The sequence below is a fragment of the Nicoletella semolina genome (assembly GCF_004345745.1).
Lineage (GTDB): Bacteria > Pseudomonadota > Gammaproteobacteria > Enterobacterales > Pasteurellaceae > Nicoletella > Nicoletella semolina.
Genome location: NZ_SLXJ01000001.1, coordinates 212,462 through 236,197, shown reverse-complemented (window position 1 = coordinate 236,197; position 23,736 = coordinate 212,462). Strand labels below are relative to the sequence as shown.

The following is a 23,736-nucleotide window of genomic DNA, read 5'->3' as shown; positions in this document are numbered from 1 at the left end:
TTCCTCAGTCCTGCAAATCGCTTCTTCGTCAATGAGAGCTGTGAAATAACGTGCAGCAAGTTGGAATGTTAAAATTCTCCCTCTGCTAGCAAAGAAAAGTCGAAAAGCAGAGGGAGAGCAAGATAGAAGCTACATTCTATTTTGTTACGTTTTGTGTTGTTACATTCTATGGTGTGAACCGAGTGTATCATCAACATAAGCGTCTTCATCAATCTTACCCAATGGTTTAAGTTTCGTGAAGAATAGTCCGATACAAAGCAGAGTTAAACCAAAACCGATGTAGACAGAAAGTTGGTAGTCTAAACCAAAGCCGATTTTGTTGTATGCTAAATAGGTGAAACAAACTGTACTAATAAACCACGCAGGAATGGAACAAATCCAGTGGAATTTATTATAGCGATAAAGATAAGCAGCCGCTGTCCAAAGCATTACCATTGCTGTGGTTTGATTTGCCCAAGTGAAATAACGCCACAAGATACTAAAATCAATTTTTGAGACGATAAAACCAACAGCAAATAACGGTACAGCAATGACTAAGCGTTTGATTAAGCTACTTTGATTAATTTTGAAGAATTCTGCAATAATCAATCGAGCCGCACGGAATGCCGTATCGCCAGAAGTGATAGGTAAAACAACAACACCCAACACAGCAAACAATCCGCCAACAAAACCTAAGAAGTGAATTGAACTGTCATAGACTACTTTTGATGGTGAACCTGCATCAATGGCATTTTGTAACGCTTGTGGATTTTCGTAAAAACTTAATCCAACGGCACACCAAATCAGGGCAATAACGCCTTCTGCAATCATTGCACCATAGAAAATGAAACGTCCCTCTTTCTCATTTTCTGCACAACGAGCCATTAGAGGTGTTTGGGTTGCGTGGAAGCCAGACAACGCTCCACAAGAAATTGTCAGGAAAAGAAGTGGCCAAATCGGTACATTGTCTTTTACTTGGAAATTTTGTGTGAATTTTTCCCACGTCAAGCCTTGCCCGTCAGTATTTACTGTGCGGAAAAACTCAATAGGATCCGTTACACTTAAATGCGAAGAAACTAAACCATAAACCATTCCAACCGACATAAAGAGCAATAATGCCCCAAAGAGTGGGTAGATGCGTCCAATGATTTTATCAATTGGCAATAAAGTTGCTAAGATGTAATAAGCAAAAATAATCGCCGTCCACACTGCAATAATGGTCGGTTTATCCATTCCCCAGACAGTTAGCTCCGTCGCAGCTTGTACACTAGCTTGTGCAATTTCTTCTGCGTTATTCAGTGAAATTGCCCCTGATGATGCACTGAATGCGTCAATAGTTAGCGTACTGAGTAATGCGGCTGGACTGGCGACGAATACAACGCCCACAAGTAGTAATAAAACCACAGCCAGTAAATTAATAAAATATTTGACAGGGCGACCAAGATAACGACCTGCAAGATTTGGCATTGATGCACCGCCATTACGCACACTTAACATACCACAAAAGTAGTCGTGTACAGCACCTGCAAAAATACAACCTAGCACAATCCAAAGCATTGCCACAGGTCCATATAATGCCCCTAAGATCGGTCCAAAAATAGGTCCTGTACCCGCAATGTTAAGTAGTTGAATCAACCAAATTTTGGTTTTCGACATTGGTATATAATCCACGCCATCTTGCATTGCATAGGCAGGTGTTGCCTTTTTAGGGTTAATCACAAAGACGCGTTCAACGACCTTTCCATAAGTAAAGTAGCCCAAAATCAGAAGAGCTATACAGAATAAAAACCACAACATAATCAATGTTCCTATATGAGAAATATTTATCCAGTAACCATTTGTAAAAATAATTACTGACAAAACCGCTACATTTTATAGAGTTATGTAAATAAAGTAAATTAAGTGCTGTCTTTTAATCTGAATGCGTGATAGATATTAATAAAAAAATACCTAATTTTTCAAGGCGAATCGCTTTTAGATTAAACGTAAATTATTTATAGTAATGTAAAAATATAATCAACTTTTCATTTCAAAGAACCAATAAATATTTCCTTTGTCTCATTTTGAAGAATTTATCATCATTTATTAATGATATTTAAACTTTTAAATAACTACAATTGTCTTTAACCTAAAAGGGATAATGCTATGAAAATAAACAAAAAATCACGCTTAGCGTCTATACTTTTTGCCAGCAGCTTAATCGCATTTCCTGCTGTGTTTCCAACAATTTCACACGCTTCTTTTCCTGCAATAGTAGAGGGGCAAGCAGTACCAAGTCTTGCACCAATGCTAGAAAAAGTTCGCCCTGCAGTGGTAAGTATTGCTGTTGAAGGTAATGTTAAGCAAAGACGCTCTCCTGTTCCTGATGAATTTGAATTTTTCTTTGGCCCAGATCTCTTTGGAGAGAGAGGATTTGGGAATCGAGATTTTGGTGGACGTTCTGCACCTCGTCAATTTAGGGGAGAAGGCTCTGGTGTGATTATTGATGCAAAAAAAGGCTATGTAATCACTAATAATCACGTTATTGATAATGCAGATAAAATCACAGTAAAACTCGAAGATGGGCGTGAGTTTAAAGCAAAATTAGTGGGTGCTGATCCGTTATCTGATGTGGCTTTAATTCAATTAGACGATCCTAAAGATCTGACTGAGATAAAGATGGCTGATTCTGATAAGCTACGAGTCGGCGATTTTACTGTTGCAATCGGCAATCCATTTGGATTGGGACAAACGGTTACTTCAGGTATTATTTCTGCGTTGGGTCGCTCAACAGGCTATAGCGATGAAAGTTACGAAAGCTACATTCAGACTGATGCTGCCGTCAATCGAGGTAATTCTGGTGGACCGCTCATTAATTTACAGGGAGAGTTAATTGGGATAAATACCGCTATCATTTCACCGAGTGGCACGAATGCGGGCATCGCTTTTGCGATCCCAAGTAATATGGCAAACAATCTTGTACAGCAAATTATTGATTTTGGCGAAGTTAAACGAGGGTTACTTGGTATTAAAGGAGGCGAATTAAATGCTGATTTAGCGAAGGCATTTAATGTCAATGCACAACAAGGGGCTTTTGTGAGTGAAGTGATTGCTGATTCTGCTGCGGCAAAAGCAGGACTTAAAGCAGGCGATGTGATCATCGGTTTAAATGGGCAAAAAATTCGTAGTTTTGCGGAATTACGAGCGAAAGTAGCTACTACTGGCGCAGGCAAAGAAATTGAGCTGACTTATCTAAGAGACGGAAAAGAAAGCAAAATGAAAGTTGTTTTACAATCTGATGAGCAAACTCGCACCAGTGCTAAAGCATTACTACCCGCTCTTAATGGTGCAGAATTTAATAACTACAACGAAAAAGGGGTTAAAGGCGTTGAGATTTCTAAAGTTGAAAAAGGCTCAATTGCTGAGGCGAGAGGCTTTAGAAAAGGTGATGTTATTGTTGGTGTAAACCGCAAAGAAGTTGAAAATATTGGAGAGCTAAGAAAAATTCTAGATGGAAAACCTGCTGCCGTCGCATTAAACATTTTACGAGATGGCTCAAACTTCTTCGTGATTATTCAATAATTGATCATAATCCAATCATTTCAATATAGGGGCTAACATATTGTTATGCCCCTGTAGCTTATTATTAGTTATGCTGTCGTTTCTTTTCAAGAACAAAAATTTGTGTATTCAAATTACTTTGACGCTGAATGTCTTGTTTTACAGCTTGTTGCCAAATACGTTCTTGACTAAAAAGCGTAAACTGTTTTTTTGCTCGAGTTACTGCAGTATAAAGCAGTTCCTTAGTTAAAATTGGAGAGGGGGTAAGCGGCATCACCAATAGCGTATGTGCAAACTCTGAACCCTGTGATTTATGCACAGTCATTACATAAGCTGGCTCATAACTTGGCAGCCGACTAGGTAAGATATTGAGACGGCAACCATTATTGATTGTTTCAAAATAAGCTCGTAATCTACCATCTTCATCTGGCAATAAAAGTGCAATATCACCACTAAACACCTGAAGTTGTGGGGCATTTTCGGTGATCAGTATAGGCTTACCTGCATAGCTATCACGACTATGTTGGAAATATACTAACTGAGCTTGTTTTAACGCTTGTGCAATCTTCTCGTTTAGTTGTTCTACCCCTAATTCGCTTACTCGCAAAGCAGATAAAAAACGAAATTGCTGAAATACAGAAAAGATTTGATCGATAGTTGTCTCTTGAGGCATTTTCTGCTGTTGCTTAACGAGTATTAAGTAGTGTTGGTAAAGGCTGACAGCCTTTTGTACTACAAGCTGTACACAATGCTCTAGCCACGCTTTTTTGTCATTAAATGACGTTGTTGATGGGTAAAGCTCAAGGGCTAAATCACGGTAATCGGGATTTGCAAAAATTTGCCAAGATTTGACCGCTTGTTTATGGTTAATGAGTGTCGCAAGTTGCCCAATGCCTGCGTGTTGATTAAAACGATAGCTGTGTCGTAAATGGCACAAAGCATCGCAAATTGCAGGTACATTATGATTAGGCGAGAGAATCTGGTAACTCGTTGTCTGGAATAAATAATCGCCGTGTGATTGGCTATAGCCTAATGAAATTAACTCGCCTAGCTCTCCAATGATATTACCTGCTTCTACAGAGGCAAGCTGATCTTTATCACCTAGCATAATTAATCTTGTTTGAGGCTTCAGTGCGGCAAGCATTTTATCAAACAGAAATAGATCAACCATTGAGGCTTCATCAAGCACTAAAAGATCAATCAGTAGTGGATTTTTCGCTGTATAGTGAGGCGTATCGCTATAGGGTTTAATCCCTAACAAGCTATGTAACGTCGTGGCTTGGACTGGCACAAGTTGTTTCAATTCTTCGGCTAAATTAAGCTGCTGAAGATTATTGTTAACTGACTCTTTTAAACGTGCAGCGGCCTTACCTGTCGGGGCGGCTAAAGCAATTTTAAGAGGTGCTTGATTTAGTTTCAGTTGTTTTAATTGCAATGCTGCTAATAAAATGGTTACCGTGCGAGTTTTCCCTGTCCCAGGTCCACCCGAAATAAAGCTAAAAGGTTTTGTCAATGCGGTTGCGACGGCAATATGTTGCCAGTCAATTGAATTTGTAGCAGTAGGGAAAAAAGTAGAGAGTACTGCTTTATCCACAGCTAAATTTGCATATTCTGATGAAAAACTCACCGCTTGTTGTAGATAACTGGCAATCTGATATTCTGCTTTCCAATAGCGATAAAAATACACACTATTATGTTGGAACAACATTGGGGCAATTCGCTCTGGTGTATGACTAAAAGCGATATGATTATTTAGTATCGTAGCCCACTCAAGCGGTGAGCTATACTCAATTTTTTGTAACAGAGCTTTCAATAATGTATCTTCAGAAGATACGTTTTGTAAATGAAATAAGTGCTTGATTAAAGCTGAATCTAAACGCAAGCAAACATTACCTTGTAAAACATTAAATGAACATAATGCGGCAAGTAAAATGGCAAGATTTTGTTCTAATGCTGAATAGTGATAAGATTTTTGTTTATTGTCGATCAACCGAGCAAATTGATAGCTTAACTCAGGAATGAGCTGTTTGTTTCTTAATTCAGAAATGAGCTGTAACATAATGGAGTTTATTAAAAAATCCACGCTTAGCGTGGATTTCTCATTGTTGGGTAGTCGTTTATTCAACTAATAACATACGCGTCGTATTAGTACCGCTTTCTTTAAACTCATTACCATGAGTTAAAAGTACCAAATCGCCCGTTGTTAGGTAGCCCTGCTCTTTTAACATTGCAAGTGCTTTTTTTGCTCCGTCAATGGTACGGCTATCTTGATCGTAAAAAACGGGTGTTACGCCACGATATAATGCACAACGGTTCAACGATTTCTCATTACGAGAAAGTGCATAAATTGGTAATCCAGAGCTAATTCGGCTCATTAATTTAGCCGTTTCACCTGAATGTGTTAAGGCAATAATTGCACTCACCCCTTCCATATGGTTTGCGGTATACATTGCTGACATTGCTACAGCTTCTTCAACTGTTTCAAAAGTACTATCCATACGATGACGGGAAATATTAATACTTGGCATTTTTTCTGCTCCTAAACAGACTTCAGCCATTGATCTTACCGTTTCAACTGGATAATCACCATTTGCGGTTTCACCCGAAAGCATTACTGCATCTGTGCCATCTAAAACTGCATTTGCAACGTCCATAACCTCGGCACGAGTCGGCATTGGTTTTTTGATCATGGATTCCATCATTTGTGTCGCAGTGATCACGACACGATTTAGACGACGTGAACGGCTAATCAATTTCTTCTGTACGCCAACAAGTTCAGCATCACCAATTTCAACACCTAAGTCACCACGAGCCACCATAATCACATCTGCACCTAAAATGATGTCGTCCATTGCTTCTTCAGTTGCTACCGTTTCTGCACGCTCTACTTTTGCAACAATTTTAGTATCTAAACCCGCTTCTTCTGCTAATTGACGTGCATAGTGTAAATCCGCACTAGATTGCGGGAAAGACACAGCAAGATAATCTACACCAATTTTTGCTGCAAGCTTAATATCCTCTTTGTCTTTTTCTGTCAATGCTGGAGCGGATAAACCACCGCCTAGTTTGTTAATTCCTTTATTGTTTGATAAAGGTCCACCGACTGTAACTTCAGTAAATACTTTTGCCCCACCAATGGATAGCACCTTTAATTGCACATTGCCATCATCTAATAGCAAAATGTCACCAGGCACAACATCATTAGGTAGGTTTTTATAGTCTAGACCAACAGACTCTTGTGTGCCTTCACCTCTTGGCAAATCTGCATCTAATGTAAATTTATCGCCAATATTTAAGAAAATCTTGCCTTCTTTAAAGGTTGAAACTCGGATTTTAGGTCCTTGTAAATCGCCCAAAATAGCGACGTGCTTCCCCAAACGTTTAGCAATTTCACGCACTTTTTCTGCACGAATAATATGATCTTCAGGGATACCGTGAGAGAAGTTCATACGAACCATATTTGCTCCAGCAGCAATAATTTTTTCAAGATTATTACCACGGTCAGTTGCAGGTCCCATTGTACAAACAATTTTGGTTCTTCTGAGTTTACGAGACATTAGATTACTCCATAAATAGTTGAGAATAGTAAAATTTTTTAGCAGGTCGCCACACTCAAAGAAAGCGTTCAATTAAAGAAAAAGTTGCAACCACGAAAAACTCCGTGCATTATACGCTCAATTTGATTTAGTTTAAAGTTGAAATGCGAGATGAATATCTGGATAATGAGACACGGTGAAGCAGGTTTGAATACTTTTACAGATAGCCAAAGAACACTTACTGAGCGAGGGAATATGATGGCATTTGAACAAGGAAAGTGGCTTGCTAAACGTCTCATTGAGCAAAAGGTGAATTTAGATGCGGTATTCGTTAGTCCTTATATTAGAGCTCAACAAACGTGGTTTAATGTCATTAAAGGAATGCAAGCGGCCAAATTTGAACAAAATTTTGCAAAGATTACTGAAAATTGGCAAGGAATTACTCCATCTAGCAATGCACAACTCGTCGTTGATTATTTAGAGACGATAGCGGCAGAAAAGCAAAATGTGTTCCTAATTTCTCACCTTCCGCTTGTTTTTGATTTGGTTCAACACTTAACTCAGTTTCAATATAGTGTGCATTTTTATCCTGCTGTCATTGCTGAAATTAATTATCAAGACCAGCAGGGAAAATTAATTATAAGCCAAGTTCCTCATTAATAAATTATTTAATAACCACCTTAATTAATAGTACACCAAAAGCAATAAATGGAATGAAAGGTAGTTTGGATAATTTTATTTGAGTTATAAAGAAATAACCAATAAAGAAGCAAATGCCTAAAAAGCAAGCGGAAAGTATTACGCCTAGCATTTGATGAAGATTAAATAGTGGTGCAATACCGATAAAAAGTAAAATATCCCCCAGCCCCAACCCTTCTTTTTTGAATAAAAAATTACTGATAAAGTGTAGAATAAAAAAGAAAAGAGAGGTAAATAAAAAATTTAGTAGATTTTCTCTTAAAACAAAATTTGATTGTTCAACAAGCTCACAGATACTAAGAAAGAAAATCACTGCAATATATTTACTATCCGTAAGATAATAAGCAATGTCTAATAATGAAAGATAGATAATAATCCATAAAATACAAATAACGAGAGTAGAATGATCGTTAGATATAAATGCTATCGAAGGAAATAGAATGATTAAGCATAAAGACTGATAAATATTTTTATTTTTTAAGTTAGACTGTACTAGAAATTTTTCTTTACTAATATGATCCACATTTAACGAAGCATAATCGTTATAAACTTGCTGATTAATCTTTTTAGGAAATAGAGAAAATTCCATATTAAACCAATATGCGAATAAAATACTTAAGATAAATAACAGCATTATTTTACCATTGTTCCCATATCAAAAATAGGTAAATACAACCCAATAATAATGCTTCCCACGATGATACCTAAAATTAGCATTAACATTGGTTCTAAAAGTTGTGAAAGTAAATCAATTTGATGATCTAATTTTTGTTGATAAATCGTAGTAATGCTTTCAAACATTTTTACTAATTGGCTGCTTTTCTCGCCTATCCTTATCATTTGAATAACTTCGGCATTAAAATGATGTGGATTTAAACCATCAGATAGCTGAAAGCCTTTTTCTAGTAGCTGCAGGGAAAATTGTACTTCTTGTTGTAATATTGGATCTTTAGTTTTTTCAGATAGAAAAGAGGTTAAAGCTTTATCTAGTCTAATATGAGCATTTAACATCAACGCACAATTTTGGCAAAAATAGATTATGCGAGATTGATTAATAATATTCTTGAAAAGAGGCATTACACTTAATAGTTTAAAGATAATTTTCTGTATATAAGCGGTCTTTTTATTAATAAAATATGCAATTAAATAGGTAAAAGATAAAGCTATAATAAGGTATATAATTGAATGTTGTAAAAATTGTGAAAGATAAAATAAAATTTTTGTCATTATCGGTAATGAGTCATTATCTCCGTATAAAGCCACAAACTGAGGGACAATAAATAGCAGCAAAAGAATAGCTAAGGTCATAGAAATAGCTAAGACAATCGCAGGATAAAACATAATCTTCTTGATTTTTTTTGTCAGCTTTTCTGATTTATTTCTTGCTTGAGCAAGATTAGACAGTAATACTGGTAAGTTACCGCTGATTTCCCCCATTTTAATTAATTGTATTTCTTGTAATTGCAAATATTTACCTGATTTTTCTAGAGAGGTTGAAAATGAAAATCCTTTTTCTATATTTTCAATAATCATATATAACCATTGATATAAAGGTAAACGATCACAGTTTTCTAACAACATTGCTAATGCTTGTTTCAGTGGAATAGCCGCATCTAATAGTAATGCGAGCTGGGTGAGTAATTGTGTTATTTCGGTAGGTTTTACTCTTTTTGTTAAGGTAAAATTTCGGATTAATTTAATTTGCTGGTATCCCTTGGCAATTAGTTGTTGCTCTAGGTTTTCTTGAGTAATAGAAAGGCTTTTACCATAACGTCTTTGACCAAAACGGTTTATGGCTTTCCAGCGGTATTCATATATTTTCAACATCACCTAACACTCTTTCAACTTCCGCTAAATTAGTTTGTTTATCATTTATCTTTTGTTTTGCACTTTGTAATAACGTAGCATAATCTAGGTAAGCGGTCTGTTTATCAAAATATTTTGTAGTACGACTAAGTAGTTGGTAAATTCCAATTCGTCCTTTATAGCCTTGATAGCAATTACCACACCCTATTCCTTCACATTTTAAGCAAATTTTACGGACAAGACGTTGTGCAACTACGAGCAATAATGCGTTGTGGATTTCATACTCTTGAATACCCAATTGATATAATCTTTCTATTGCCGACAGTGCATCGTTAGTATGCAATGTGGAAAGCACTAGATGCCCCGTTTGTGCAGCTTGCAACGCAATTTTAGCACTTTCCTTATCTCGAATTTCACCCAACATAATAATATCAGGATCTTGTCGTAAGAACGTTCTTAACAAATAACTAAAATCTAATTGTAATGCTGGATTAACCTGTGTTTGAACTAATCCATCAATTTCAATTTCGATCGGATCTTCAGCTGTTAAAATATGTTTATCTGTTTGATTGAGATAATTTAATGCACTATAGAGCGTAATACTTTTTCCACTTCCTGTTGGACCTGTTACGAGAATTAGCCCTTGCGGTTGTTTAAGCATATTGAGGAATAATTTCTGCTGTTTAGTCGTAAATCCCAATGTGATAAAATCAAAATGGGTTGGTTTGTTCTTTTGTAAACGTAACACTAATTTTTCACCATAATGACAGGGTAATGTTGAGACTCGAAAATCCAGTGTATCGCCAAGCAAAGTCGTAAAACTAAATTGTCCATCTTGAGGGAGGCGAGATTCACTAATATCCAGTTTAGCTAATAATTTAAGCCGTGAAGTTATTCGGCTAGTTAAACTATGAGAAAAGGTTTTATAAAGATGCAAAACGCCATCAATACGCAATCGGATAACTAAATGCATCTTGCGAGGCTCAATATGAATATCCGAGGCATTCTCAATAATACAAAATTTAAATAAGCTATCTAAGATTTGAATAATTGGATCAGTAAAGTTTACTTGTTTATTTATGCTCTGCTGAGTAGCGTAATCAACGTTGAGTAGCTCATCAGAATAATTATTCTCTGGAGAAAGTGCATTTAATAGATATTTTAACTCATCAGATGAAACCAAAATTGGCTCTATTTTTTTATGCCACAAAAAAGCGAATGTTTCACAGGCATTAAGATTTTTTTCATCATCAATTGCTAAATAGAGCTTATCTTCCGTTTCCTGAATAGGCAAAGCTAAATAACGTAATAAAGTCATTTTCTGCTCAATATTCTTCTGCCATAATTTTTCGCAGATATGAAATACACGTTTACTATTACGTTCACAAATTGCGTATTGGTGGTGTTCTTTTTCTTTCATACAGTACGCTCTTTCATTTTTGGGCGTTTTAGTTTTTTGACTTATTTCAATTTATGGATTTTTGCCACAAAATCCAGCAGGAAAAATAGCTGTATCATTTCCCAAACAACCTGTTGTCCAAGTAATATGATTATTAGAAAATTTTGGTGTTAAAGTATAGCTATAGCCATCAATGCTCCCTTTACCTTCAACCGTGATTACACCAGCATTAGCAGAAACGCTTTTTAAATATTGTGTTTCATTAAGATTATTTTTAGCTGCTTGAATGCCGTTTTTCCCTGAGCTGCATTCAGTTAGGTTACCTAAATTATAAATACAGATTTCTACATCAGATTTATACGAAGCTGAGGCTTGTAAAAGCTCAGATAAGGCAGCTTTTTTGGTGTAATTGTTATAGGAGGGAATAGCAATTGTGGCGAGAATGGCAATAATTGCAATCACGATCATTAATTCAATTAAGGTAAAGGCTTTTTGAATAGGGCTAATTAATGTAATTTTCATAGATACTCCCAATAATTAGGTGAGGAAAAAAAATTTTCCGTATAGTCTCGGCTTTTAGCAAAAAAGGCGAGTTAGAAAATTTATTTTTTCGATGTAGATCGCAAAAATAAATAACAACTGTTTATTTGAACAGTATTTTTTGCTATTATGTAACACATTCTAATTGGTGAGTTTATGAGGTAACTATGGCAAAAGCACCAAAAACGGCTTATGTGTGTAATGATTGTGGTGCAGAATATGCTCGCTGGCTAGGTCAATGTAAGGCTTGTCTAGCGTGGAATACGATCAGTGAAGTTCGCCTTATTTCGGTCAAGCAGGAAAGTAAAAATGCTCGTTTCAGTGGTTATGCAGGCGAAGTATCTGGCAAAGTACAAACATTATCCGAAATTGATTTACAAGAAGTACCTCGTTTTAGCAGTGGCTTTTATGAATTAGATCGAGTGTTAGGTGGCGGCATTGTTCCTGGTAGTGCGATTTTAATTGGTGGACACCCTGGTGCGGGTAAGAGTACTCTGCTTCTGCAAGTAATGTGTGGGCTGTCAGCGACAATTCCGACACTCTATGTTACAGGAGAGGAATCTCTACAACAAGTGGCAATGCGAGCTCATCGACTTGGGCTGCCAACTGAACATCTAAAAATGCTGTCCGAAACTTCAGTTGAGTATATTTGTAATATTGCTGATCAAGAAAAGCCTAAATTAATCGTCATTGACTCTATTCAAGTAATGCATCTTGCAGATATTCAATCCTCTCCAGGTAGTGTTGCACAGGTGCGTGAATGTGCCTCTTTTTTGACTCGTTATGCAAAGACACACCAAGTTGCTATTGTGATGGTCGGACACGTTACCAAAGATGGGACATTAGCAGGTCCAAAAGTGTTAGAGCATTGTATTGATTGTTCAATTTTACTAGAAGGTGAATCCGATTCTCGTTATCGCACATTACGCAGCCATAAAAACCGTTTTGGTGCGGTCAATGAGTTAGGGGTATTTGCAATGACAGAACAAGGACTTAAAGAAGTTAAGAACCCATCTGCAATATTCCTTAGTCGCAGTGATGAGCAAACCGCTGGTAGTTCAGTGATGGTACTTTGGGAGGGGACTCGTCCATTATTGGTAGAAATTCAAGCATTAGTCGATCACTCAATGTTAGCGAATCCTCGTCGTGTGGCTGTGGGGCTAGAGCAAAATAGACTATCGCTTTTGCTTGCTGTGTTACATCGCCACGGTGGATTACAAATGTCTGATCAAGATGTTTTTGTGAACGTGGTGGGAGGAGTAAAAGTAACAGAGACAAGTGCAGATTTAGCTCTATTGCTGGCACTAATTTCTAGTTTCCGCAATCGCCCTCTACCTCAAGATTTAGTTGTATTTGGAGAAGTGGGACTGGCAGGCGAAATTCGTCCTGTGCCTAGTGGGCAAGAACGGATTAGTGAAGCTGCCAAACACGGCTTTAAGCGTGCTATTGTGCCAGCAGGTAACGCCCCTAAAAAGCCGATTAAAGGAATGGACGTGCATACAGTCAAAAAATTGAGTGATGCACTAGATATTATTGGTAATTTGTAACGCCAAACACCGTTAGTCGCACTAGGCAAAATTTACAGTGTTCGACACAATCATCGAAAGCCATTATTTCGCTGAATATACTTTAAATTTAGTGGATTTTGCCAGTACTTTATGTGAGCCAAACGCCTTGTCAAGCAATTCTGGATAAGGCAGAAAGCTATTCGCAACAAGGCGTAATTCACCACCTTTATTCAAATATTTTTTAGCCTGCTCAATTAACAACTTTACCGCTTGATAACTTGTGTCTATACCATCATGGAAAGGCGGATTAGAAACAATCAAATCAAATTTTCCTTGGATATCTGAAAACACATCACTGGCTATTACAGTGCCGTCGAGTTGATTTTCGGTTAATGAACGCTGACTGGAGGCGATTGCCATTGCGTGAATATCTGACATTGTTAGCTGAATATGTGGAAATTGTTGTTTTAGACAAAGCCCTAGAACACCTGCACCACAGCCTAAATCCAGCACATTACCTTTTAATAGTGTATTCTGTTCAAAAGTAGAAAGTAACAATCTTGAACCATTATCAAGCTCGTTTGAGCTAAAAACAGCTGGTAATGCGAATATTTCAAGATCGTTTAAGCGGTAAGATTTCCAAAAATCTTTGCAATTAAAAATAGGCGGTTGTGTTAATGTGAAATGATAGAGGCTGCAACGGCGTGCAGAATCAACTTTATGAATCTTGCCAAAATGGTCAAGCATCGTTTCTGTAGAGCGTACGCCTGAGCGGTTTTCTCCAATAATCATCAATTCTTGACCAACAGAGCAGATCGAAAGCCATTGCATTAATTGAAATTTACACTCTTGCTTGTTTTTAGCCCAATAGTAGACTCCTAAATCCGCATTAACTTGACACTCTAATCCAAAGAGGACGTTGTGGTGATGACGTGTATAATCAAAATAACTACTAAATAGTGTAACATTATTTGCATTATATTGAATCTGCTGACAAAACTGATCCCGAACATAGCCAAATAACAGAACATTTTTGCCGTTAAATTTATCTAAATGACGCATTAATACTTCACTTTCGAGAGATAACATAAATTTCCACTTTAATATTACAAAATCATTTCTGCATTCTACCGATTTTTGCTACCATTCCCTACACTTTTGTGAGGAAATGCAATGAATCGGCGTGATTTATTATTAAATGAGATGAATATCCCACAATGGGTATTAACCAAACCGCACGCATTGCAAGGTGAGGCACTCATTCATTTGGGGCATTTGATCAAATTGGTTGTCGTATGTGATGAAAATCATCAACATAGCCAGCTATTCCAAGACATTTTATATACTCTTGGGTTGGACAAATATAGCTATCAATGGGTCAATGTTGAGCAAAGTTTGCGGATTTCATTATCGCATCGGCAAAGTCAACCTATTTTTTGGCTTATTCAGTCGTCAGAACAAGCGGTAACTTGGGAAGAGAAATTTGTAAAAGACCGTCTCATCAAAGAAAAACAGGTCATTATATGGAAAAATGAACGCTGGGTAGAACTACACCAATCAGATAAAAAACGCCAATTTTGGCAACAGATAGAACCATTTTGCCAACATTTTAAGGAAAAAATGCTTATTGAGGGAAGAATGCCTGAGGAAAAATATGATTGAACCTTTCATTGAAAATGTAACAGAGCAGGATTTTGAGCATTTATTTGACATTGAGCAGCAGGCTCATCTTGTGCCTTGGTCAAAAGGAACACTATTAAATAATCAAGGCGAGCGTTATCTCAATTTAAAATTAAGCCTTGGAAATCAGATCGTTGCGTTTGCCGTTTGCCAAGTAATTCTTGATGAAGCTACCTTATTTAACGTTGCCGTTAGCCCAAAATGGCAAGGAAAGGGGTATGGTAAGCGGTTACTTGAGGCATTAATTTTGCAATTGCGAACAAAAGGCGTATTAACACTTTGGCTTGAGGTGCGTGAATCGAATCAAGCTGCACAGCAACTATATCGAAAAATGAATTTTAATGAAGTTACACTGCGTAAGAATTATTACCCAACGCCTGATGGCAAACGTGAGAACGCACTGGTAATGGCACTTTATCTCTGACAGAACACTCTAATTTAACAGGATCCTATGAATACTTTTTTAACTTTTGAAGATTTTGATTTAAACCCACTGTTGTTAAAAGCCTTAACAAAGAAAGGCTTTCAACGCCCAATGGCAATTCAGCAAGCCGTTATTCCTGCGGCAATGCAAGGACGTGATGTGTTGGGATCTGCCCCAACAGGTACTGGCAAAACTGCCGCATTTTTATTACCTGCCTTGCAACATCTATTGGATAATCCTCGTCGTAAACCAGGTGCTCCACGCATATTAGTGCTGACCCCTACTCGTGAGTTGGCAATGCAAGTGGCTCAGCAGGCACAAGAGCTCGCTCACTTTACTTCTCTCAAGGTTGCTACGATTACAGGTGGCGTTGCTTATCAAAATCACGGCGAGGTCTTTAATAGCAATCAGGATCTTGTTGTCGCCACTCCTGGGCGTTTATTACAGTATATTAAGGAAGAAAACTTTGACTGTCGTGCCGTTGAGATTTTAATTTTCGATGAAGCTGATCGTATGTTACAAATGGGGTTTGGGCAAGATGCAGAAAAAATCGCTGCAGAGACTCGTTGGCGGCAATTTACTTGGTTATTTTCAGCCACCTTGGAAGGCGAGCTATTAGTTAATTTTGCTGACAGAATGCTGAATAATCCATTGAAAGTAGATGCACAACCTAGTCGCCGTGAGCGTAAGAAAATTCATCAATGGTATTATCACGCAGATAATGTTGAGCATAAAACGAAATTATTGGCTCGTTTAGTGAGTGAATTTGAAATTGAAAGAGCCATTGTGTTTGTTCGCCGTCGTGAAATCGTTCGGGAATTAAGCGAAATCTTGCGTAAACGAGGAATTCGAACCACTCACTTAGAGGGCAAAATGGCTCAAACACAGCGAATACAGACAATTAACCGCTTGAAAGAGGGGGTGGTAAATTTGTTAGTGGCAACCGATGTTGCCGCTCGTGGTATTGATATTGATGATGTAGATTTTGTAATCAACTATGATTTGCCTTATAGTGCTGATACTTACTTGCACCGTATTGGGCGTACCGCTCGAGCTGGCAAAAAAGGCTCAGCGGTATCTTTGGTCGAAGCTCACGATTACTCATTACTTGGTAAAATTCAACGTTATACTGAAGAAATCTTAAAGCCTAGAACCATCGAAGGTCTAGAACCTCGCACAAAGGCTCCGAAAGAAGATGAAATAAATAGTGTCAGTAAAAAACAAAAAGCACGTCTAAAGAAAAAACGAGAAGAGAAAAAAGAATCCGCGAAGAAAAAAGCAAAAATCCGTCACAAAGAGACTAAAAATATTGGTAAACGTCGTAAGCCTGCAAGTAGTGCTACCACAGAATAATACACAAGCGGTTCAATATCGAAATTATTTTGCAAATAAGATTTATTTTGGATACAAAAGGATAATATATGACCACAATTGGCACACCTCTTACAACAAACGCAACGAAAGTCATGATGCTCGGAGCTGGGGAACTGGGGAAAGAAGTTGTGATTGAATTACAACGTTTGGGCGTTGAAGTTATTGCTGTCGATCGCTACGAAAATGCACCAGCACAACAAGTTGCCCATCGAGCATACACAATTAATATGCTTGATGGGCAATCGTTACGAACGTTAGTTGAACAGGAAAAACCAGATTTTATCATTCCAGAAGTAGAGGCAATTGACACTGATACACTCGTGGATCTTGAGCAGGAAGGCTATCAGGTTATTCCAAGTGCAAAAGCGACAAAATTAACGATGGATAGAGAGGGCATTCGACGTTTAGCGGCAGAAGAACTGGCAATCCCAACATCGCCTTACCGCTTTGTCGATAGTTTCGAGCAGTTTACTCAGGCTATCGCTGAAATCGGTCTGCCTGCAGTCGTTAAACCTGTGATGTCATCATCAGGGCACGGACAAAGCATTGTTAAATCCAATGAGGATATTCAACCAGCGTGGGACTATGCTCAACAAGGGGGGCGTGCAGGTAAAGGGCGAGTAATTGTTGAAGGCTTTATTCAGTTTGACTACGAAATATCATTACTCACTGTTCGCCATATTCAAGGTACGTCTTTTTTACCTCCAATAGGGCATATCCAAATTGATGGCGACTATCGAGAGTCGTGGCAGCCACAAGCAATGTCTGATATTGCTCGCCAAAAAGCAGAAGATATCGCAGAAAAGATTACCTCCGCACTGGGCGGGCGAGGTATCTTTGGCGTTGAGCTATTTGTTTGTGGCGATGAGGTTATTTTTAACGAAGTCTCCCCTCGCCCACACGATACAGGTATGGTAACACTTATTTCGCAGGAACTGTCCGAATTTGCTTTACATGCCCGTGCGATATTAGGTTTGCCTGTGCCACCTATCTCATTAATTAGCCCCTCAGCATCTAAAGCTATTGTTGTAGAAGGACAGTCCAAACAGATCTCCTTCAGTGGTTTAGAGCGAGTGTTATCTGAAGCTAATACCAATTTACGTCTATTTGGTAAAGGTGAAGTAAATGGACACCGTCGTTTAGGGGTAATTCTGGCTCGTGATGAAACGGTTGAAAAGGCACGAGAAAAAGCCAATCGAGCATATAATCAACTGGAAGTTACACTGAAATAATTAAGCTAAATTGTAAAATTTTTGCCGAATTTAACCGCTTGCTAATCGGTTAAAACAGCAATGTTAACGCCAAGGAAAATGAAATGACCACAAAATTAACGCCCGATGAAGCTATTGATATTGCCTATGATATTTTTTTAGAGATGGCTGGTGAAAATCTTGATCCTGCCGATATATTACTCTTTAATCTGCAATTTGAAGTACGAGGGGCGGTTGAGATGGTTGAGACAAGCGATAACTGGGCAGAAGAAATTGGCGTATTGATTGATCCTAATGAATATGCGGAAGTTTGGGTTGGCTTGATAAATGAGCAAGATGAAATGGACGATGTTTTCGCACGATTTTTAATTTCACATCGAGTTGAGGATCGAGAATATCATATTATTTGGAAAGAATAGCTTTAAGGGAGAATGACACTTGAAAGAAGCCATACCGAATGTAACAAAAACAACAGAGCCAAAACCTTGCATTCCAAAGCCTGAGTCAATTTCTGAATTTTCTCAAATTTTTCGTCACGCAATGGCTCATCTGTCATCAGCAGTGAGTATTGTAACCAGCAATGGTGAGGCAGGTAAGGTTGGGATTACCGTCTCCTCCGTTTGTTCTGTGACAGACAGCCCGCCTACTTTATTATTTTGCGTGAATCAAAGTAGCAATTTACACAATGTTATCAAGCAAAATGGTAAAGTTTGTATTAATGTGCTAAATCACGAACAAGAAGAACTCGCCAAACATTTTGCCTGTATGCTTTGTAGCTCAATGGAAGAACGCTTTGAGTGGGATTTTTGGGATATTAGCGTAGATAATCAATGGATTTTGCGTGATGCTATCTCTTCTTTAACTGGCGATATTATTGATACTCACGCAGTGGGAACACACACAATTTTTGTGGTGAAATTGAATGATATCCAGGTCCAGCCGAATCACAGTCTTGTTTATTTTGGACGGCAGTTTAAATCTGTTGCAATTTGATATCCTTATGTAAAATTTGAAAAATTTTGATATAAATCAACCACTTGCAAAAGACCGACTAAAATAGTCGGTCTTTTTGTTGCACCTAAAAAAATAGCCTATAAAATTCGTATCTATTAATTGAAATTTAATAAGGAAAACTTATGCAAAATTTACTCTGCTATAAGCAAATGCCAGTCTGGACAAAAGCTAACTTGCCACAAATGTTCCAAGAAAAACATAATACAAAAGTAGGTACTTGGGCAAAGCTCACGATTTTAAAAGGGGCAATTAAATATTACGAATTAACTGAAGATGGCGAAGTAATCAGCGAAAATATTTTCGATGCCAATAACCAACGACCTTTCGTAGAACCTCAGGTATGGCATAAAGTAGAGGCCTTAACCGATGATCTAGAGTGCCAACTCGCCTTTTATTGCAAACCTGAAGATTATTTTGCGAAAAAATATAACCTCACAACAACTCATTCAGAAGTCTTAAATGCTATTCATTATATTCAATCTGGTAGGGCATTAGATTTAGGTTGTGGGCGAGGACGCAACGCACTCTATCTGAAGTTACTCGGCTTTGACGTTACTGCTGTCGATTGCAACCAAGAGAGTATCCATTTTCTCAATCACATGGTTGAGAAAGAAGGATTAAACGGCATTCAAACAGGTATTTATGATATTAACCACGCAACGATTGAGGGAGAATTTGATCTCATTATTTCTACTGTCGTTATGATGTTTTTAAAAAGAGAACGCATTCCTACTATTATTGCGAATATGCAAAAAAATACTAAAGTTGGCGGTTATAATTTAATCGTAGGGGCAATGAGTACTGATGAATATCCTTGCCCAATGCCCTTTTCTTTCACATTTTCTGAAGGTGAATTGAGAAACTACTACGAAGGTTGGGAGCTGATTAAATACAACGAAGATCTTGGGCATTTACACAAAACAGACGAAAACGGTAACCGTATTCAACTTAAATTTGCCACAATCCTAGCTCGCAAAGTCGTGTAATTAGCTTTAAAACAGCCTAAAAAGTGCCTCTGTTTTGCCTTTATTTCTTCGTTCTCTCTTTTCCATAGAGAGCGAAGAAATGCAAAGGCTAGTCTTCAGCTTTTCTGTGTCCTTCGTCTAGGTGAACAAAGCTCACAAGATCATCTGTACTGACTTGAAAAGCCTTGCCAAACCCTTTTACAAAAAGTCCTTGTTCAGGTTTAAGGCCAAATAGCTTAAAATCTTCTAGGTTAGATAAATCTGCGACTAAATCACCGTGGCGAGCTTGTAGGGCTTTTATGCCCTCTTGCCATTCTTGACTACCTCGTTCAATTATTCGTGCAGTGGCATCAAAGGTAAGGCGACGGCGAGCAAACAATTCACGGCTTTTATTCTCATCTTCAATTAACATCAATGATACTCTTGGTATGGCTTGTAGATTACGAGCGTGGCGAGCAATGGTAGAAATCAGAATCTGATATTCCCCATTTTTGATGATGAAAGGAGCATAGCTGACGTTCGGTGTTCCTTCTGGATCGACTGTGGCAAGTACAATGGTTTTAACTTGCTGTTTTAATTCTTGGAGTTCAGGACCTAAACGGTTTTGTAATACTTCTTGGCGGCTGTCTGACATAGATGTTTTCCTTATGGCGAATGATTTAATTGAATGCATTAAACTTTTTAACTTGATCGGAGAACAGTTGGTGTTGTTCATCACGACCTAAATAAACTTTAAAAATTGTCTGTCCATTTGGGGCGATAAAAGCAATATTGTAACTTTCTTTACCACGGAAAGGCAGGCTGACAAAGGCAATCTGAGCGATATTGTCTAGCTTGAGATGCCCATGCAATGTACCTTCCTCGCCTTTCATATTGAGGTTGTAATAACCACGACCAACAATACCCGTTGGAAAGCGATCTTTGATTTCAAAAATAGAGCCTTCTTTCTCAATGATGGTGGTAAATGTCCCCCACGTTGTGATTTCAGTCAGAATATCTTTTGCTCGTGTTGCAGGGAAAAGACGCACAAATTGTGCAGGTAAAGCACATAAAATATCGCCCTCTGGCATATTCAGTTGTTCGGCGATCTCTAAAGTGATTGCATTTGGGTGTTCTGTTAGATAAGTGGCAACTCGTTGTTGAAGTGATAACATTTGATTTCCTTATTTGATAATAGCTATTAATTATATTTTTACGATTAAAATTCGCAAGATAATTCCTTATCACATTGATGTAATTATTTATTGCTGTAACTGGACTTGTGGTCTATTTACCGTTTGATGTGCAACCAAATGAAGATCCGCTTTATACCAACCTTGAATATTTGGCTCGGTGAGTACTTCTGAAACCATACCCTGTTCTTGAACTTGCTGATCGGCAAGTAACACAATTTGTTGGCTGTATAATGCAGCAAGATTAAGATCGTGTAGCACACAACAAACGCTCAGTCCTCTTTCTTGGCAAAGTGTTGCCATTAAGCGTAAGCAGTGCTGTTGGTGATATAAGTCGAAGGCAGAGGTGGGTTCATCTAAGAAAAGTAATTTGCCTGACATATCTTCAGACCAAATTTGTAATAACGCTCTTGCTAATTGCACTCGTTGTTGTTCGCCACCTGATAGTTGGCGATAGGCTTTATTCAGTAAAGAAGTACAATCTGTTGCCTTAATGATGGTTTGCCAATGTGCAGCAATTTCCTGCTTACGGCGGTGATAACCGCCCATTTTGATGACTTCCTCAACGGAAAAAGGAAAGTTGAGCTGGCTATGCTGACGCATTACAGCACGTTGTTTTGCAAGTGTATGAGCATCATATTGCTGAATATCTTTGCCGTTGAATAGGCAGCGTCCTGTTTGAGGTCGTAGGTAGCCTGAAAGTAGCCGTAATAATGTGGATTTTCCTGCACCATTAGGTCCAATTAATGTAGTGAATTGTCCTTTAAATAGTTTAATGGATACGTTATGTAAAATGGAGCGATCGTTTAAGCTAAAGCAAAGGTTTTGACTTTCCAACAAGCGGTCTAAATGCGTGAAATTTTTGCACATTTATCTGTTCTCCCGATAACGAATGACAAGCCATAGGAAATAAGGGGCTCCAATAAAGCTAGTGAGCATTCCAACGGGTAATTCAGCTGGAGCGATGAGCGTGCGAGCAATGGTATCTGCAATCAGTAATAAAATCGCACCGCATAATGCCGAGGCTGGTAGTACCCAACGATGATCTGCCCCTAATTGAAAACGGACAAGATGGGGAACCACCAATCCAATAAAGCCAATTGCTCCACTGACTGCGACCGCCACACCAACGAGCAATGCACCTAGCAAAATTAACTGTTTTTTCAGACGAGGGACATTTACGCCTAGATAATGTGCTTCTTCATCGCCTAATTGCAGTAAGTTGAGTTTATTGGCAAGGGTGAGAGAGTAAAAGACAGTGGGTAAGATCACACCTGCTGCTACGAGAAAAGGCTTCCATTGTGCTTGTCCAAGACTGCCCATTGTCCAGAGGCTAAATTGGCGTAGTTGCTGATCATTACTGATATAGGTGAGTACGCCAATGGCAGCAAAACAGAGAGCATTGACTGCAATACCAGCTAACAGTAATTTATTCATTGATGCCTGTGAACGGTAGCTTAGAAAATAGATCAGACTGGAGACAATAACACTGCCAATGAAGGCGGCGACCATTGAGCCATAAAGTGCAAATTCTTTAGGTATTAAGCTCGGCAGTAAAATAGACAAGCCGACTGCAAGTGCCGCACCGCTGTTTACGCCGATTAATGCTGGATCAGCCATTGGGTTATGAAAAAGCCCTTGAAACAATGTGCCAGCCACTGCAAGAGCAAGCCCAACGATAACAGCTAATAAAATTCGAGGTAAGCGAATATTTAGCCAAATCTGCCACTGGCTATGCTCGAAAGGCGTATGCCATAAGTCCTGCCACGTTAGCGACAAAGCCCCAATATTTGAGCTAATCAAAATGGTAATGATGAGCAAAAATAACAGGTTGGCGAGCCACGCTATTTTACTCATCTTGTTGCTAATGCCTTTTCTGCTGCTTGACGGATTTTTTGTAATTCTGCTGGGATCGTTAATCCAAAGGCTAAAAAGGCAATATCATCAACGATGACAACATTTTGATGTTTAGCAGCGTTTGTATGCTGCATACCCGCTAATGTCCATAATTTATCCAATGACCCGAGCTGTTTTAAGCCGAGATGGGTTAAAACTACAACATCAGGATTTGCGGCAATAATGCCTTCTTGAGAAATTGGAGTAAAGCGAGCCAAATTCCCCATCGCATTTTTTGCCCCTACTAAACGAATAGCGGAATCAGCAACTGTGTCTGTTCCTGCAACCATATTATTCGCACCTGCACGGTTTAAGATAAAGAGTATTTTGACATCAAGTGGTGAGGAGGGAATCGCTTTGATTTGTGCTGCAAAATTTTCGGCTAATTTGACCGCTTGATCCTCTTTTCCAAGGAGTTCACCAATTTGCTTAATTTTTTCCACCACGCTTTCAGGACTGTATTTTAATGGTACCGTATCCACTTTTACACCCGTTGCCTCTAATTGTTTAAGGACAACGGTAGGCTGTGCAACTTCTGTCGTGATGATTCGGGTTGGTTTTAAAGCGAGAATGCCTTCAACATTTAATTGACGCATATAGCCAACATCTGGCAGTGATTTTGCTTTGGGGTGAAGGCTGGTTGAATCTCGACCAACTAAATTTTGCTCTGCATTGAGAGCATAAATAATTTCAGTTACATCTCCGCCAAGACTGACTATTCTTTCTGGTTGGCTTTTCTGTTCTTGTGCTTGGTCAGAATTTTGTTTTTGGGAATCTTGAGCGTAAATCGAGCTAGACATCGCCGCAATTGCACAGCAAGCGGTTAGATAACGCAAAAATTTTGCAATTTTCATGATGGTTTTCCTTAGGGCTGCAGTTAGCGTAATAAGTTTATATTTCAAAGATGTATTTTACCTTATTGATAACAATTATCAATAATAAGTAAGTGTTTTTAGTGTCATTTGTTATTTTGGTTTCAAGTTGCTAGAATAT

At 38.3% G+C, this 23,736-nt stretch carries 23 protein-coding genes; 10 read left to right on the top strand and 13 right to left on the bottom strand.

Features of this window, described 5'->3' with window-relative positions; translation table 11 throughout:
* Window positions 1-159: 159 nt before the first annotated feature.
* Window positions 160-1,776 (bottom strand): carbon starvation CstA family protein, encoded by a 1,617-nt coding sequence (locus EV693_RS01115; RefSeq protein WP_132500554.1) that lies wholly within the window; start codon window positions 1,774-1,776, stop codon window positions 160-162.
* Window positions 1,777-2,124: 348 nt separating this feature from the next.
* On the opposite strand from EV693_RS01115, the gene EV693_RS01110 reads away from it, so the two are divergent.
* A complete protein-coding gene (locus EV693_RS01110; RefSeq protein WP_132500553.1) occupies window positions 2,125-3,540 on the top strand; it encodes a Do family serine endopeptidase in 1,416 nt (471 codons plus the stop codon).
* Window positions 3,541-3,604: 64 nt separating this feature from the next.
* Here the strand turns inward: EV693_RS01110 and recD are convergent, their stop codons facing one another.
* Together recD and pyk are read right to left on the bottom strand one after the other, a co-directional pair.
* Window positions 3,605-5,578, bottom strand: a complete 1,974-nt coding sequence (gene recD, locus EV693_RS01105; protein ID WP_132500552.1) for an exodeoxyribonuclease V subunit alpha — start codon at window positions 5,576-5,578, stop codon at window positions 3,605-3,607.
* 58 nt (window positions 5,579-5,636) lie between these two features.
* On the bottom strand, window positions 5,637-7,076 hold the full coding sequence (pyk, locus tag EV693_RS01100) for a pyruvate kinase (RefSeq protein ID WP_132500551.1): 1,440 nt from the start codon (window positions 7,074-7,076) through the stop codon (window positions 5,637-5,639).
* Window positions 7,077-7,226: 150 nt separating this feature from the next.
* Between pyk and sixA the strand changes: the two genes are divergently transcribed.
* Entirely contained in the window at window positions 7,227-7,715 is a 489-nt protein-coding gene (gene sixA / locus EV693_RS01095; protein ID WP_132500550.1) for a phosphohistidine phosphatase SixA, read from the top strand.
* Between the two features lie 4 nt (window positions 7,716-7,719).
* On the opposite strand, the gene EV693_RS01090 is transcribed toward sixA, so the two are convergent.
* Genes EV693_RS01090 through EV693_RS01075 form a run of 4 tightly spaced genes read right to left on the bottom strand, consistent with a single transcriptional unit; the run spans window position 7,720 to window position 11,481 of the window.
* Entirely contained in the window at window positions 7,720-8,388 is a 669-nt protein-coding gene (locus EV693_RS01090; protein WP_132500549.1) for a prepilin peptidase, read from the bottom strand.
* On the bottom strand, window positions 8,388-9,581 hold the full coding sequence (locus tag EV693_RS01085; RefSeq protein ID WP_132500548.1) for a type II secretion system F family protein: 1,194 nt from the start codon (window positions 9,579-9,581) through the stop codon (window positions 8,388-8,390). The genes EV693_RS01090 and EV693_RS01085 overlap by 1 nt, the downstream gene beginning before the upstream one ends.
* A complete protein-coding gene (locus EV693_RS01080; protein ID WP_132500547.1) occupies window positions 9,565-10,980 on the bottom strand; it encodes a GspE/PulE family protein in 1,416 nt (471 codons plus the stop codon). Before EV693_RS01080 ends, EV693_RS01085 begins: the two co-directional genes overlap by 17 nt.
* Before the next feature lie 51 nt (window positions 10,981-11,031).
* Window positions 11,032-11,481, bottom strand: a complete 450-nt coding sequence (locus EV693_RS01075; RefSeq protein WP_132500546.1) for a pilin — start codon at window positions 11,479-11,481, stop codon at window positions 11,032-11,034.
* Between the two features lie 185 nt (window positions 11,482-11,666).
* Between EV693_RS01075 and radA the strand changes: the two genes are divergently transcribed.
* Complete coding sequence (radA, locus tag EV693_RS01070; protein WP_132500545.1) at window positions 11,667-13,046, top strand: DNA repair protein RadA; 1,380 nt, start codon at window positions 11,667-11,669, stop codon at window positions 13,044-13,046.
* 63 nt (window positions 13,047-13,109) lie between these two features.
* Here the strand turns inward: radA and rsmC are convergent, their stop codons facing one another.
* The gene (rsmC, locus tag EV693_RS01065) at window positions 13,110-14,096 is read right to left on the bottom strand and encodes a 16S rRNA (guanine(1207)-N(2))-methyltransferase RsmC (RefSeq protein WP_132500544.1); all 987 of its coding nucleotides are present in this window, start codon (window positions 14,094-14,096) and stop codon (window positions 13,110-13,112) included.
* An 84-nt stretch (window positions 14,097-14,180) separates the two neighbouring features.
* On the opposite strand from rsmC, the gene EV693_RS01060 reads away from it, so the two are divergent.
* From EV693_RS01060 to tehB, 7 genes are all read left to right on the top strand, one after another.
* Window positions 14,181-14,669 (top strand): DNA polymerase III subunit psi, encoded by a 489-nt coding sequence (locus EV693_RS01060; RefSeq protein ID WP_132500543.1) that lies wholly within the window; start codon window positions 14,181-14,183, stop codon window positions 14,667-14,669.
* On the top strand, window positions 14,662-15,111 hold the full coding sequence (gene rimI / locus EV693_RS01055; protein WP_132500542.1) for a ribosomal protein S18-alanine N-acetyltransferase: 450 nt from the start codon (window positions 14,662-14,664) through the stop codon (window positions 15,109-15,111). Before EV693_RS01060 ends, rimI begins: the two co-directional genes overlap by 8 nt.
* 27 nt (window positions 15,112-15,138) lie before the next feature.
* Entirely contained in the window at window positions 15,139-16,464 is a 1,326-nt protein-coding gene (gene srmB / locus EV693_RS01050; protein WP_132500541.1) for an ATP-dependent RNA helicase SrmB, read from the top strand.
* A 68-nt stretch (window positions 16,465-16,532) separates the two neighbouring features.
* Window positions 16,533-17,717 carry a formate-dependent phosphoribosylglycinamide formyltransferase gene (gene purT / locus EV693_RS01045; protein ID WP_132500540.1) on the top strand — a complete coding sequence of 395 codons (1,185 nt, stop codon included), beginning with the start codon at window positions 16,533-16,535 and terminating at the stop codon, window positions 17,715-17,717.
* Window positions 17,718-17,800: 83 nt separating this feature from the next.
* Window positions 17,801-18,115 carry an HI1450 family dsDNA-mimic protein gene (locus EV693_RS01040; protein ID WP_132500539.1) on the top strand — a complete coding sequence of 105 codons (315 nt, stop codon included), beginning with the start codon at window positions 17,801-17,803 and terminating at the stop codon, window positions 18,113-18,115.
* Window positions 18,116-18,236: 121 nt separating this feature from the next.
* Entirely contained in the window at window positions 18,237-18,689 is a 453-nt protein-coding gene (gene hpaC / locus EV693_RS01035) for a 4-hydroxyphenylacetate 3-monooxygenase, reductase component (protein ID WP_132500603.1), read from the top strand.
* Window positions 18,690-18,832: 143 nt separating this feature from the next.
* Window positions 18,833-19,696 (top strand): SAM-dependent methyltransferase TehB, encoded by an 864-nt coding sequence (gene tehB, locus EV693_RS01030; RefSeq protein WP_132500538.1) that lies wholly within the window; start codon window positions 18,833-18,835, stop codon window positions 19,694-19,696.
* An 88-nt stretch (window positions 19,697-19,784) separates the two neighbouring features.
* Here the strand turns inward: tehB and hutZ are convergent, their stop codons facing one another.
* The 5 genes from hutZ to EV693_RS01005 all read right to left on the bottom strand — a co-directional run bounded on the left by hutZ (window position 19,785) and on the right by EV693_RS01005 (window position 23,597).
* A complete protein-coding gene (hutZ, locus tag EV693_RS01025; RefSeq protein WP_132500537.1) occupies window positions 19,785-20,309 on the bottom strand; it encodes a heme utilization protein HutZ in 525 nt (174 codons plus the stop codon).
* Window positions 20,310-20,334: 25 nt separating this feature from the next.
* Window positions 20,335-20,829 (bottom strand): heme utilization cystosolic carrier protein HutX, encoded by a 495-nt coding sequence (gene hutX, locus EV693_RS01020; protein ID WP_132500536.1) that lies wholly within the window; start codon window positions 20,827-20,829, stop codon window positions 20,335-20,337.
* Between the two features lie 87 nt (window positions 20,830-20,916).
* Window positions 20,917-21,717, bottom strand: a complete 801-nt coding sequence (locus tag EV693_RS01015) for a heme ABC transporter ATP-binding protein (protein ID WP_132500535.1) — start codon at window positions 21,715-21,717, stop codon at window positions 20,917-20,919.
* The gene (locus tag EV693_RS01010) at window positions 21,718-22,704 is read right to left on the bottom strand and encodes a FecCD family ABC transporter permease (protein WP_132500534.1); all 987 of its coding nucleotides are present in this window, start codon (window positions 22,702-22,704) and stop codon (window positions 21,718-21,720) included. It abuts the gene before it with no gap.
* Window positions 22,701-23,597: a heme/hemin ABC transporter substrate-binding protein gene (locus EV693_RS01005; protein ID WP_132500533.1), complete on the bottom strand. Its 897-nt coding sequence runs from the start codon at window positions 23,595-23,597 to the stop codon at window positions 22,701-22,703. Before EV693_RS01005 ends, EV693_RS01010 begins: the two co-directional genes overlap by 4 nt.
* Window positions 23,598-23,736 lie beyond the last annotated feature (139 nt).